This window comes from Dehalococcoidia bacterium, from assembly GCA_030648205.1.
In the GTDB taxonomy this organism is placed as follows: Bacteria; Chloroflexota; Dehalococcoidia; order JAUSIH01; family JAUSIH01; genus JAUSIH01.
Genome location: JAUSIH010000070.1, coordinates 1 through 13,609, shown reverse-complemented (window position 1 = coordinate 13,609; position 13,609 = coordinate 1). Strand labels below are relative to the sequence as shown.

The 13,609-nt window shown below is 61.0% G+C and carries 12 protein-coding genes; 6 read left to right on the top strand and 6 right to left on the bottom strand.

Translation table 11 applies throughout. From position 1 onward, the window contains the following. From Q7T26_08740 to Q7T26_08720, 5 genes are all read left to right on the top strand, one after another. The coding region (locus Q7T26_08740) for an ABC transporter substrate-binding protein (protein ID MDO8532237.1) at positions 1 to 1,633 on the top strand (1,633 nt) is incomplete at its 5' end. 121 nt (positions 1,634 to 1,754) lie between these two features. After that, on the top strand, positions 1,755 to 3,542 hold the full coding sequence (locus tag Q7T26_08735; GenBank protein MDO8532236.1) for an ABC transporter substrate-binding protein: 1,788 nt from the start codon (positions 1,755 to 1,757) through the stop codon (positions 3,540 to 3,542). A 34-nt stretch (positions 3,543 to 3,576) separates the two neighbouring features. After that, a complete protein-coding gene (locus Q7T26_08730; GenBank protein MDO8532235.1) occupies positions 3,577 to 4,719 on the top strand; it encodes a hypothetical protein in 1,143 nt (380 codons plus the stop codon). Between the two features lie 72 nt (positions 4,720 to 4,791). After that, complete coding sequence (locus tag Q7T26_08725) at positions 4,792 to 5,109, top strand: hypothetical protein (protein MDO8532234.1); 318 nt, start codon at positions 4,792 to 4,794, stop codon at positions 5,107 to 5,109. Between the two features lie 21 nt (positions 5,110 to 5,130). Further along, positions 5,131 to 5,382: a hypothetical protein gene (locus tag Q7T26_08720; protein ID MDO8532233.1), complete on the top strand. Its 252-nt coding sequence runs from the start codon at positions 5,131 to 5,133 to the stop codon at positions 5,380 to 5,382. A gap of 668 nt (positions 5,383 to 6,050) precedes the next feature. Here the strand turns inward: Q7T26_08720 and Q7T26_08715 are convergent. After that, a complete protein-coding gene (locus tag Q7T26_08715; GenBank protein ID MDO8532232.1) occupies positions 6,051 to 6,827 on the bottom strand; it encodes a response regulator transcription factor in 777 nt (258 codons plus the stop codon). Positions 6,828 to 7,069: 242 nt separating this feature from the next. On the opposite strand from Q7T26_08715, the gene Q7T26_08710 reads away from it, so the two are divergent. Continuing rightward, entirely contained in the window at positions 7,070 to 7,822 is a 753-nt protein-coding gene (locus tag Q7T26_08710) for a response regulator transcription factor (protein MDO8532231.1), read from the top strand. A gap of 392 nt (positions 7,823 to 8,214) precedes the next feature. On the opposite strand, the gene Q7T26_08705 is transcribed toward Q7T26_08710, so the two are convergent. From Q7T26_08705 to Q7T26_08685, 5 genes are all read right to left on the bottom strand, one after another. Beyond that, complete coding sequence (locus tag Q7T26_08705; protein ID MDO8532230.1) at positions 8,215 to 9,717, bottom strand: FAD-dependent oxidoreductase; 1,503 nt, start codon at positions 9,715 to 9,717, stop codon at positions 8,215 to 8,217. A 102-nt stretch (positions 9,718 to 9,819) separates the two neighbouring features. Continuing rightward, positions 9,820 to 10,146, bottom strand: coding sequence for a hypothetical protein (locus Q7T26_08700; protein ID MDO8532229.1), 327 nt, complete (start codon positions 10,144 to 10,146; stop codon positions 9,820 to 9,822). A gap of 271 nt (positions 10,147 to 10,417) precedes the next feature. After that, the gene (locus Q7T26_08695) at positions 10,418 to 11,893 is read right to left on the bottom strand and encodes an ABC transporter substrate-binding protein (protein ID MDO8532228.1); all 1,476 of its coding nucleotides are present in this window, start codon (positions 11,891 to 11,893) and stop codon (positions 10,418 to 10,420) included. A gap of 369 nt (positions 11,894 to 12,262) precedes the next feature. Beyond that, complete coding sequence (locus tag Q7T26_08690; GenBank protein MDO8532227.1) at positions 12,263 to 13,294, bottom strand: hypothetical protein; 1,032 nt, start codon at positions 13,292 to 13,294, stop codon at positions 12,263 to 12,265. 50 nt (positions 13,295 to 13,344) lie between these two features. Next, on the bottom strand, positions 13,345 to 13,609 hold a 265-nt coding region (locus Q7T26_08685; protein ID MDO8532226.1), incomplete at its 5' end, for a hypothetical protein.

Sequence of the window (13,609 nt, the reverse complement as noted above, 5' to 3'; positions counted from 1 at the left end):
GCGCCCTGCGCCCGCGGCTCCAGCGCCTGCCGCGCCCGCCCCGACCGCTGCCGCCGCGCCAGCGACAGCCACGCCCAGACCTGTGGCCACCGCGCCAGTATCTCCGGCTACGCCCAAGCGCGGCGGGCGTCTCATTGAGCTTCTGGGCGCCAATATCCCCAGCCTGGACGTCCAGCAGGAGTCCACGGTCAACACGGACGTCGGCGTGGCGCCTGTGTACAACCGCATCGTGCAGTACGACACGGAGACAAGCAGCAAGATAGTGGCGGATCTGGCGGAGAGTTGGGATATCTCGCCGGACGGCAAGGTCTATACATTGCGTATCCGGCAAGGCGTGACATTCCACGACGGTTCCCCGCTGACGGCGGACGATATAGCGTTCAACCTGCAGCGCCTCATCACTCCGCCGCAGGGCGTGGCAAGCCGGTACGGGCCGCTGCTACGTCCCTCCTTCGACAAGGTCGTGAAGGTGGATGACCGGACGGTTCAGCTACAACTCAAGACTCCCCTGGCCATGACGATGGCCGTCCTGACCACGGGATCAACATCCATGTACCCGAGGAAGGTGGTGGAAGCCAAGGGCGGTATGAAGACCGACGCCGTTGGCACCGGCCCCTTCAAGCTGGAGTCCTACACGCCGGCGGTGGGCGTGGAGCTCGTGCGCAACCCCTCCTACTTCGTCAGTGGGCGGCCCTATCTGGACCGCCTGAGCATTCGCATCGTTACGGACGCCGCCACGCGCCTCGCCGCCATGCGCACCGGTCAGGCGCACATGACCGCGCGCGTTTTCACCACGTTGACCCCGGGCGAGATGGAGTCCCTCAAGGCCACAACGCCCGCCATGCAGTTCTTCAGCTCGCCCTCGCCGCTGGGCCCTGCGTTCTCCATGAACACGCGCCGGCCGCCCTTTGACGACGTGCGCGTCCGCAAGGCCGTCAGCCTTGCGCTGGACCGCCAGGCCGCCATCAAGATTCTGGCGGAAGGCCAGGGCGCGATCGGCAAGCTCATCTTCTTCGGCGACTGGGGCGTGCCGGCGGATGAGATAAAGACATGGCCGGGCTTCCGCCCGAAGGACACGCCCGGCGGCCAGGAGGACGTGGCGACCGCGAAAAAGCTGATGATCGATGCGGGGTATCCCGACGGTTTCGACCTGGAGATACTCTCCCGCACCAACCGTATCACGCAGACCTCTGCCACGTTCATGACGGAGCAACTGCGCACGCTCAACATCCGCGCCCGCCTCCGCGTCCTGGAGGACGCATCGTTCTTTGATTCAGCGCAACGGGGGCAGTTCCAGGCCGTGGTCTACACGCCCGTCTACAGCACGCCGGACCCAGGCGTGATTGTCAGCAACTACCTGACGCCGGGTGGCAGCCTGAACTACTCGCACGACAAAGACGATCGCCTCAAGCAGCTCAACGACGCGCAGCTAGGCACAGTGCGAGAGGATGAGCGGCGACGGCTCATTCGCGAGGCGGAGGAGTACGCCACAAAAGACCTGGTGGGACTGATGCCCATGGTCTGGCCGTACACGTTCATCGCCGTCGCGCCGCAGGTCCGCAACTTCAAGTCCGGCATCAGCGACTACGTGCATAACGGTAACCTCTTCGAGGTGCTCTGGATGGACCAGTAGGCTGTGCGGGGCTGTTGAAAGATGCATTCCTGACGACTTGCCCTGCAGGAACGCGGACGACCGGCCGGAAGCCGGACTGTCTTCACGTAGAGAGGTCGTACAGGCGAAAAGGAGGAAGTCCATGCGGTCACACATGCGTGTCCTGGTGCTTCTGGCTCTCACAACGGCCCTTATAATGGGGGCGTGCGCCCCGGCGGCGCAGCCGGCCCCCGCCGCGCCGGCCGCGACCGCGCCAACGGCGTCACGCCCTGCGCCCGCGGCTCCAGCGCAACCGGCTGCGCCCTCGGCGCCGGTCACCGCTCAGGCGACGGCCACACCCAGGCCAGCGTCCGCCGCGCCCGCCGCGCCCGCATCCGGGACGGAGCCCAAGCGCGGGGGCAGCATGAACCTGGTCCTCGTCAGCGAGCCGCCCCATTGGGACCCGCACCGGGGGGTCAAGTTCGTGCACCTGTGGGACTATATAGGCGAAGGTATCCTGAACTACGACGCGGTCAGCGGCGACCCGGTGGGCGAGCTGGCGGAGAAGTGGGAATACACCAACCCCACAACGCTCGTTCTGCACGTCCGCAAGGGCGTCAAATGGCAGAACATACCTCCGGTTAGCGGCCGGGAGTTCACCGCCGACGACATGGTCTGGAATATCCAGCGCCTCGCGCGCCCGGGGGCTACCTATGCGTGGAAGGGGCGTTTCGAGCGCGTCGCGAAGGCCGAGGCGACCGACAAGTACACGGTGAAGCTGACCCTGAAGTCGCCGTTCGCGCCCATGCTCAACTACCTGCGCGGCGGGCCGTACCCGTTCCAGCCCATGCTCCCGCGTGAAGTCGAGGACAAGTTCGGGGAGGACGGCTTCAAGGACGCCGAGCGCGCCATCAGCACCGGGCCGTTCATGATAAAGAGCTACACCCCCGCCGTGGGCGGCAAGTTCGTCAAGAACCCCAGCTACTGGCGGCCCGGACTGCCCTACCTGGACGGCTTCCAGGTCTTCGTGGTTCCGGACGAGGCAACGCTCATCGCCGCGTACCGCGCGGGGAAGATTGACTTCGGCGCGGAGACCACCGGCGGGTTGGACCTGCTTCAAAAGAACGCTCTTACGCGGACGAATCCCAACATCAAGTTCTACCCCATCCCCGCCACGTACCCTCTCGGCGTGGCCATGAACCTGCGCAAGGAGCCATTCACCAACGTCAAGCTGCGCAAGGCGCTCTTCCTGACGGTGGACCGGCAGGAGGCACAGAAGATCAACCTGGGCGGCGGCGGATTCATCAGCGGCCCTATGCTCTGGAAGATTTTCCCGGGCTGGACGTGGAGCGAGCAGGACCTCATGAAGCGGGAGGGCTTCCGGCCCAAGAACACGCCGGAGGGCCAGCAGGACATCGCCGAGGCGCAAAAGCTCATGAAGGAGCTGGGCTACGGGCCGGACAAGCCGCTGGTCCTTGAAGCCGAGGGCACCGCTTCGTACCCTTGGGTGAACCTGACGAACACCGAAGTCGCCAAGAGCAACTGGAAGAAGATATACGTTGACATCAAGACCATCCACATGATGGACCAGGCGCAGTGGTTCGACCAGGACACGAGCGGCAACTGGTTCCTGCGCTCCCGCGGGTACAACACGGCCCTGGAGCCGGACGACCAGCTTTACACCCGCTACTACACGGGCGCGGGCCGCAACTACATCGGCTTCAGCGATCCGGAGATTGACAAGCTGCTGGACCAGCAGCGCATGGAGCTCGACACGGCCAAGCGCAAGGCGATGATGCTGAACATCCAGGAGAAGATATGGCAGCAGTACCCGTTCATCTGGATGAACAACGCGGAGCGCTACGCGATCGTGCAGCCGTGGGTCAAGAACCTGGAGCCTACTCAGTGGCGCATGTGGGGCGACCCCGCTGTCGTGTGGAAGGACAGATAGCCCGCGGGATTCTGACGCGGAGTAAGACTGAACAATGCCTCTGAAATCGGCGTCTTTTGAGATAGGCTCGTGGGCGGAGTGGGCCAGCTTCGCGGTCGAGCAGCGGTGGACCGACGGCCTGCCCGTCTATCCGCCCACGGAGGACGGCATCAACGCCTTCCTCGACTATATCCGGCGCGACCCCGGCGAGGAGATCGGCGAGGTCGCGCCGCGGCAGGGCGTGGCGACCATCGAGAAGGTCGCGATCAACTGCGTCATGGCCGGGTGCAGGCCGGAGCACATGCCCGTCGTGCTGGCGGCGCTGGAGGCGCTCCTGGAGGAGCCGTTCAACCTCCCCGGCGTCCAGACCACCACCAACATGGTGGAGCCGCTCACCATCGTGAGCGGGCCGATCGTGCGCGAGCTGGGGTTCGCGACCCAGGAGACGGTCTTCGGCGGGGGCGGTTCCGCCGTCAACGCCAGCATAGGCCGCGCAGTACGCCTCATCCTGTGGAATATCGGCGGCGGCTATCCCGGCGAGCCGTGCAAGAAGACCTTCGGCCATCCCGGCAGGTTCTGCTTCCTCATCGCGGAGGACATTGAGCACAGCCCGTGGCCGCCCATGCACACGGACTACGGCATCCCGGCGGAGCGGAGCGCCGTCACCGTCTTCGCCTGCGAGGCGCCGCACAGCGTCATCACCCTCCGCTCCGACTACACGCCCACCAGCTATCTGAAGATCATCGCCGACCACATGTCCGCGCCGGGCAGCAACAACAGCACCGAGTCGGCGGGCGGCGAGATATTCGTGGGGCTGACGGCCTACGGCGCGGAGATCATGGCGAAGAACGGCTGGAGCCGGGAGGCGGTCAAACGCTACCTGTTCGAGGTGGCGCGGCGTCCGCTCAGGGAGATGAAGCCCTACAAGCCCGGCATGACGGAGCCGCGCAACTGGTGGGCCACGTGGCCCCCGTGGGTGGACCAGGGGAACATGGACACAATGTGCCCCGTGGCGTGGGACGCCGCGTGCATCCACGTGGCCGTGACGGGCCGGTACGACAAGGGCTGGTCGGTCGTCTGCCCGGGCTGGGGCGCGGAGGGCGGCTTGGCCGTGTCCAAGCCCGTCATCCGGCCCGGCGAAGACCGCAAGGCCGTCATGTCGGAGGTGAAGCACATCCCGCGGGCGCGTTTCACGTAAAGGCCGGCGTCGCTCATGGTCCGACAAGCTGAGCACCAACGGGCGAATGGGATCATCCAAGGGGGTGAGGTCATGACAACCAGCGCAAAGATCCGAGTCTTCAGCCCCATCGGCGAGGTGCGGAAGCGGGAGATGTCGCACCGCCTCGCGCCGCGCGGCGCTGACCTCAGCGGCAAGACGGTCGGCTTCCTGCACAACGAGAAGGGGTGGGCGTCCGACACTTTCTTCGAGCACGACACGGAGATATTGCAGGGGCTGCTCCAGCAGCGCTTCAAGCTGAAGGGAGCGGTACGCCGGACCAAGCCACTGCTCTCACGCGTAGCCCCGAAGGCAATCATTGACGAGCTGGCCGCAACATCTGACGTGGTGGTCAACGGCATCGGCAAATGAGGGTCGTGCACGTCGAGCAGTGTGCGCGACGCGGTGGAACTGGAGAAGAGGGGCATCCCGACGGTGACCTTCGTGCAGGACGGCTTCGCGCTGGCGGCCCGCGCCCAGGCGAAGATGTTGGGGATGGAGGAGCTACCGTTGGTGGTGGTGCACTACCTTAACGCCATGAATCAGCCGTGGCTCACTGACGAGGAGCGCCACAAGATGATGGAGGACCACTGGGGAGAGATTGTCGGCGGGCTGACGAAGACGCCACCGCAGCCAGCGAGATAGCCGCTACCGACCCAATAACCATCCTGACCGGCTACCTTTACTCAGTGACACAGATCACCTTTGTTCAGCGGGGCCTGCCAGTGCTGGTGCGTGCGGTTTGTGGCTAGCACATGATCCCTGCCGTTCTGAGAGAAACCCGCGCCACCTACATCCGCCTTGCTACCTGGCGTAGCGGTTTGACGAACGAATTGAACGTATGAGTAGTTTAGCATGAGGCGGTGTCGTTCGGGGCGAGTCCACTCGCCCCGAAGTGATGGAAAACTTTGCGTCCCCTCCGGGATCGCGGTTTTGGGTGCAGAACAGCGGGTCCAGCGCCTGGCTAGAGCAGCTTAGTACTCACTGGCGGCCGCCTTCCCTGATAGCAGGGCTGGACGGGGAGATCAAGGAGCCCGGAACTCGGCGATAACGAGCCGACTCAACAGATAGAGGGACAATGGGGCGCGCTTGGCATTGGGTCATGAGGCTGTTATGCGGGAGATCGGGACGCCATCAACTCGCTGATAATCACAATCAATGTTAGTGGCGACGCAATACCTCGATGACCGCATCATAGGCGGACTTCAGACTGCGGGGCGCGGGTGGAGGACTCTTCGCAGCGGCTAGCCGTGTGGAAACATCGATAGGGGCTAGCCGCCCCAGCCCGGACCGAGCATCCGCTGGTCGGGGTCCTACGATGGGCGCTCAAGACACGGCAAGGCCCGGCCGGGTATTGTCGGAGCTTCGGGGTAAGTGGCGCCAAGGACAGGCTTGTCTTGTGTTCCCGCCTGGGCGGCAATAACGGCGGCGTGCGTTCGGCTGCGCGCCCTGAGCTTCGCGATCACCTTTCGGATATGCTTCTTCGTGGTATCGAGGGTGATATTCAAGGCCTCGGCAATGACCTTGTTCGAGTCGCCATTGCCGAGCAAGCGCAACACATCCACTTCGCGCTCCGTGAGGTGCGCCTCCGCCGCAAGCTTGGCCAGGGTCTTGCGGCGATTCTGAATCAGGGCTTCCACTGCGCTTCGCAGCGGCGCGGCTTTCATCTGGGTCCAGCCTTCGATGACGCCATGAACGCCGTTTAGGAGGTCGCGGGGAGTCGTGTTGGTTAAAAAGATATAGCCGCCGGCGCCCGCTTGGATGACGTCGAGGACGTAGGAATCGTTCGGGTTTTCCGCAAGTACCAGCACAGCCATCTCGGGGAACTCGTCCTTGATCACCATGGTGACCCGCGCGCCGTCCTGCTTGGTGGTGCGGGTCTCCGTGAGCACTACCTGGATCGGCTGCTCCGTGTCGTGTGCCCGCCTGATCTCGTCCAAGGCATCTGCGCCGTCTTCCACTTCCCGCACGACCTCGATGCCTTCGTCTCCGGCCAGGATGGCGCGGATGCCGGCTCGGACAACCGGACTAAAGCCGACGAGGAGCACCCCAAGGCGAGGGTATGCGCCGTGAGCACGACCGTTTACCACTCTGCATATTCCAGACTATGGTAACCGGCCCAGTCCACTACCCTTTTTTGTAGCACCACCTAGGCGCCTCACTTGCTGGTCGTTTAGCTACGATGATCCTACAACATTTAATGACAGGAATTCATGAAGCCTCCTAATGAAGAGCCTTCATTCACACGGGGGATTATTCACGTACTCTTTTAATGTCTATACTAAAACCATCTCTTGTTAGTTTCTTGTGTCCGGTTTCGCAGGAGGATTTCATGCTGAACAATCTGTCTCCTAGCCCTCGCCCCCGGGCCCTTTTGGTCACGGACCAGCGGACGCTCGCCGGCGCGATGCGCTTGGCACTCAATCATGGTTCCTTTGAGCTGCAGGACGCCTATGACGTGTCGAAGGCCACGGACTTGGTAGAAACCTGGCGACCCCACATCGTCGTTCTTGATATGGATGTCGCTGGGGGGATTGAGGCCGTTGCGAGCTTCAGCAGGCGCCCATCGCCGCCGGGTAGCGTGTCTGTCATTGTACTAAGCCGTCGAAGCGACCTCAAGACTAAGCTGGATGCTTTTGACACGGGGGCGGAGGACATCCTTACCGTGCCGTTCGCGCCTGAGGAGTTGCTGGCGCGCGCGGTGGTGGTTACCCGTCGGATCCATAAGGCCAACGTTGAGGTCTTACCTGTTATGACTGTGGGCGATCTGGACTTCGACATCATGACCCGGTCGGTCCGCGCCGGGGGACACGAGCTGCACCTCACCATTGTGGAAATGACGCTGCTCTATCTCTTCGCGGCCAACCCGGGGGAGGTCCTGAGCCGGGACACAATTGCCGACCACCTCTGGGGTCCGGACCGCGACTTGGGCAGCAACGTTGTCGACGTCCACATTCGCAATCTGCGTCTCAAACTGAACAATAACTGGAAGGAGCCACGGTATATCGTCACGGTGCCGGGTCTTGGCTACCAGTTCCTACGGACCAGTGTCATCCCCCAGTTCCGCCCTTCTCCCAAGTCGTAGAGACCACTAGTGTGGCGACCACCATCTAGGGCGCAGGCATCTTCCTTGTCAAAGAAACGCCTCCACCAGAGGGCGCGAAGGCGACCATTTCAAGTGAGTCCGCTCCTGGTGAAGCAGCCACCACGGTTTGTCATGGTGGAGACGGAGGAGACTCGAACTCCCCCGCGATACCTATCTGGGACTGGTGGTGTAGATGTCAGCGCAGTCTCCTTACACGCCTTCTGCAGAAAGGTCAATAAGACAAACGGATTCCTGTTCAAACTCGCGAAACACCCATTCCGAGCTCTAGCACGGCTCCGGTCCGGAGAGGTAGGGTCCCCTCGCTCTGGTTTTCATTGCAATTCTGCCCCGACCGTGAAGATCATCGCCATTCAGCATCCTTGTGGCGGTCTCTACCCCCTGCGGCGGGCGGCGCTCTCTCCGGCTATGCGCCCGAAGGCAAAACATTCGCTGACATTTCCGCCGCCCGACGGATAGAGCATGCCGAACATTGACCCGAACTCCCCCGCTCCATAAAGGCCTGGGATTGGTTCATTATCCACATTCAGTATTTCTGCCTTTGCGTTCCGCTTAGCGCCACCCTGGGTGTTTGGCCCTCCGGGCCATACGCGGACGGCGTAGTACGGCGGCTCGTTCAGAGGGGTGAGGTCGTCCTCGGCGCGGCTGAAGTCCGGGTCGCAACCCGCGGCGCAGTAGCCGTTGTAGGTGGCAATGGTCTTGCTCAGGACATTAGGGTCCATGCTAATCTTAACGGCCAGATCGCGTGGGCTGTCCCCCGATATGATCCAGCCCCGCTCAATCTCCGCGGAGTTGTCCCTGCTCCACGTGTAACGGCCCATCGGGCCGGTGATGCCGCTGGTCTGGATCGACAATCGCGCTGCGGTTATGCGCCTTCGGTCGATGATCCAGTAGCTGGGGATGCGCGGAAAGTCCAACTTCTGGCTATCAAAGAGGCCACCTTCGTAGTACAACGTATGTGGTTTGACCCGTTCGCTGGTGTAACGGCGGCCCCACTTGTCCACCAGGATGAAACCGCACGGCTTTCCCGAGCGCCTCATCCCCACCCACATGGTGATGCCGTTGGGAAACTCGGGGAACTTCGCCACGTACCGGCCCGACACGCAGTTCATGTGCCACAGCTGCGCGCCCACGTCCTGGACCATGCGCACGCCATCGCCGGCGCACGCCTCGCTCCCGGTGAAGTAGGCGGGATAGGACCTGAGGTAGTTCAGCTTCATCTGCTCGTCGAACTCGAATCCGCCCAGGGTTAGGACAACGCCCTTTGTGGCCCTGATGGATATCGTCTTGCGGCTGTCCTCTCCGGTCGCGGCCTGCACTCCGACCACTTTACCATCCATGTTCTGAAGGAGTTTGACCGCGCTTGTCGAGTACATCACTTCAATCTGCTTTTGCCTGACGATGTTCTCGAAAAAGCGCATCATTCCCAGCCCCGAGTCCCGGAACCGATAGCTGCGGAACGTTTCGACTCCCGGGAAGCTGTGCTCTGCCCCCTCGCCCACCAGGGTCAGCTCCGCTCCCATTTTCTCCACCCAGTCCTTGTTGCCCAGCGCCTGGTCCGTATAAGCCCGGAGTAGATCGTCCTCGGTCCAACCTCCGGGCGGCGTGTACATATGACCGCTATCGGTCCGCGACAGCGCGGACATGTACTGCAGCGTGGCCTGTCTGTCCGTTGGCTGAAGGAAAACGCCTCCGGACATGTGGCTCGTGGAGTAGTGGTTTCCTGCCTCGGGTCCCAGGCCGAACCTCTGCTTTTCCAGGATGACCGCTTGGGCGCCCGCCTCGTGAGCCGCGAGCGCCGCCGCGGCCCCGGCGGAGCCAAAGCCGACCACCACCACCTCAGTCTCTTTGTCCCACGTGCCGTTGCGGATAAGCATCATCTCTCCTTGGACAATGAACTGGCGTCAATCTGGAGCGTACAGGGCGGGCGCTCGCGGCCTCCCTTCCCTCGGGTGAGCAGACTTTCCTCGGCCAGCGGGCTACGCTTTAAGTACCTGTACGCCCTCCGACTCAAGGGATTGCTGGAAATACAAACATGTAGGGCTCTTTGGTGACAGGCGGTCCTCACGCCCGAAGATGGCGCCGTCAAGAAGTCCTGCGAAAACTAGGCGGTACGCCTCTTGTACGAGCCTGTCCACTTCCTCGCGGTCGGAGAGGGCTCCGCTATCCGGGAACCGCCGCCATCCGATAATTTTGCAGTCCTTCTCCCGGGCAGCCCATTGTTCTATGTCTTCTCGCTGCGCTTCGGGTCCGTAGGCTGACGTTTCGTCGGACGAGCCGATGCGGAGGTAGGCATGCAACTTCATGGTGATGTCTCCCTGAAATCTGCCGGCAGGCGGAGGTCGTCCTAAAACCGGCCGTTGTTATCGCCGAGGTTCCTGGGCCACTCGTTGCCGATGCATGCATCTCATGCTTCCATCGGCGTCAGCCGCAGCCGTCTATACGAAGGCCGCGCGGTTCTCTTGCGTTCTGGTTGAAAGGTCACTGTTTCCCCTATGCATGTGGTGAACGACCAACCCAGATGCAAGAGAACCCCAGAGATCTGTTTGCCCTCGTGCCAATGGTGGTTGAAAATGCTTAGCGGTCCAGCCAGACTCTGTCCATCTTCAGGTTCACGAAAGAGCCTGGCGCTGGAAGATAGTCCTTCACCTCGTTCCACCAGGCTCGCTTGGACACGTTCCAGAAGAGGATAGGGTGGACAGCCAAATCGAGAAGGCGCTGCTGCGCCTTCCGGACCAATGCCTTGCGCTGGGCTACGTCAAGCGTTTGTTTTTCCTGCTGAAAAAGCTCATCGATTTGCTTGTCGCTGAACCCGCCGTAGTTCCGGGTGCTGCCAGTAGTATAGAGCGCGAAGAAGAGATCAGGATCGTCCAGGGCTTCCGAAAAAGGAAACAGGGCCAAATCGAATCTGCCTGCCGCAAACCGCTCGTAAACGACAGGAAGCACGTTCTCCTCGATAGGTTGTATGTTGATTCCAACCGCTGCCATTTGCTGCTGAACGACCGGCGCCAGTTGGTTCCGTCCGGCCAGGCCAAGGATCCCGACTTTGAGGCCTTTGCTGTAACCTGCTTCCGACAAAAGCCGCTTCGCCTCGGCCACGTCTGCGTCCCTAGGCTGGCGGTACCCCGGCAAATTGCCTAGTTCGTCGGGCGTGAAGCCCCACGCGCCTTGCGAAGGCATCGCGGCGCCGATGACGCCCGCGTTTGCGTCCACTTTTATCAGGTTCTTGCGGTCCAGGGCGAGGTGTACGGCCTGCCGCACCCGCGGGTCGTTGAACGGTTCTCGAGCTACGTTCGTCAATAGAACGAAGCGCGCCAACGCGGAATGCTCCTTCACGGTCACCCTGTCCGCCATCTCCTTTTGGAGGATATCTGCCTGCTGAGACGACAGGGAAGACCCGCCCATGGAGGTCATTCTCACTCGTCCGGCGCGAAACGCAGCGAATCTAGTATTGCCGTCGAGGATGGTGTAGAACGTTATCCCCTCCAGATAGGGCAAGGACTGGTCATAATAGGCCTTGTTCTTGACCAACTCTATGCTGACACCTCGGTCGTGTTTGACCCAAACGAAGGGCCCAGTACCGTTGACGGTTCTTTTCATGTCCCCCGCAGCTTGAATCGTGTGCTTGGGCATCATGAGAATCCAGTCGGTCGCAAGGCTGGGCAAAAAGGACGCGGAAGGGATCTTTAATGTCACACGAATAGTGGAGGGGTCTATTACATCCACCTTGTCCAGTGCAGCCAGGAGAGCAGAACCCCTTGGGCTGATGGCGTTGTAATTTTCGGGATGGGCCATCCGCATCATGCTGAAGGCGGCATCGTCCGCGGTGAAGGGCTTACCGTCGTGCCACTTGACGTTTGGCCTCAGACGGAATGTATAAACGGTGCCGTCCGCGCTGACATCCCAGCGTTCAGCGAGCTCGGGTACGATTTCGCTGTGACGTAGATAATCGTATTTGACAAGTCCTTCGTAGACATTTCGAAGGCTGATGATAGTCGGGAGCCCGGTCTCCTGATGAACATCATAAGTGTCGGGATCTCCGTGAGTTGCCACGAGGAGTACCCCGCCACGCTTGGGTGCAGCTTTGCCAGTAGTGGGAGTGGAAGTTGGGCCAGATAGCGATGGGGCAGGAGCAGGCGCAGGCTGCGCAGTCGGGGTTCGCGGCCCAGGCGTCGGGACAGTCGTCTGAGGGACAGCGGGACTGGGACGAGTCACGGGAGTGTTGGCAGCGGCGGGAAGGGAGGGATTTGTCTGCGGGGCGCAAGCTTGCGCCATGATGCCAACCGTGACGAGACAGCTTAGAAAGAAACCAGCACCTTGATTCTTCATAAAACCCTCCCTGTGACTGTTTTTGTTCGCTTGCCAGCTACAGATTGTTGAGTCAAGACATGCGTGAGCTTTCTTCGAGGGTTATCATCGGAGCTATTCGGGGATAAGTCGAGTTACCATCGTTGATGATGTGAGACTCGGCAGAAACAATGAATGCAGGCCTCCGTTGCCGCCTGCAACAGTCACAATAAAACTATCCGGGCTTGGGGCACCCTGGACCGTATTGTCAACGACCCTTCCGCCCTTGATAAATCGCTCCTGCTCAGGGCGTGAGAAGTCCGAGAGAGGAATACGTTTCGTGTGCTCAAACAGGTACTCGCGTACGGACTGCTTGGAATATCCATCCCGATGCATAATGGCTGCGTGATCGGGATTCAAGACGATGAGATTATGGCCTTTGTGGTAGCGAATAACATGAATACCTGGCCATCGCATGGCCGACGCCAAGGTGGTCAAAATGTCTTCCGCCGTCCTACTCCAAATATCTGAAAGGTTGCAGAAGCTGGCCACGCCGAGCATCGAAATGGTGCTATCTTCCGGCCGAAACCCGCGCTCCACGTGCAACGGCTCCCACGGGTTTTTCTCCTGGTTCTCCCCAATAACACCCGTGTACCGCCACGGAGAGCCCATAGTCGATTTGGAAACTGGTCCCGGAATCGACCCGCCAATGTTCAATTGAATCAGTCGAATGGCCCGACCAATTGTTGCGTTGGGATGCCATCCTGGTCCAAAACACCCGTAGCTCCCGTTGATTCCAAGTTTGTGGCGGATGGGACCATTGATGACAGATAAGAGACCCACGGAATTTGTAGTTGTGTTCACGTGGTACATGCCCAGCAATGGATCCGCCATGGCCTCGGCAGCAGCGATGATTACGGGAAAGTAAGATGGCAGGCACCCCGCCATCACCGCGTTGACAGCCAGACGTTCTAAAGTGGCTTCGCCATTCTGAGGCTCTAGTTGAGCTATTACCTTTACAGGAGGCCGGTCACCCAGCATCCGGGCTACTCGTTCTTCCGTGGGAGGCACGATAGGGAGCCCATCAGTCCAATTTTGGGAACGAGCAAACTCATAAATATCGTCATAGGAGTCATTCACCATGACTCGATCAACGCGAGACGACATATCGCAACCTCCCTAATGCGTCAAGTCCAGGTTTTGGCATGCAAGAAACATTACGCAGGCTGGACAGGACGGTCTTTGAGGGGAGTGGTCAGGCCGTTGACCACCTTGGTAAACGTCTCATCTGCTAAACGTCTCGCTACTTCCGGGGGCAGAGTCTCGAATGGATGCGGCAAAATCAGGAACGGAATATCAGGATAACCCCGTCCTCGTGCGCATGCCTTTCCCAAACTTTCGAACTCACCAGTGACGACAGCGAGCACGGGTGTGCCGCGCTTCTCTAATTTTGCGGCGTCGGAGATACACTCCGCTGTGCAC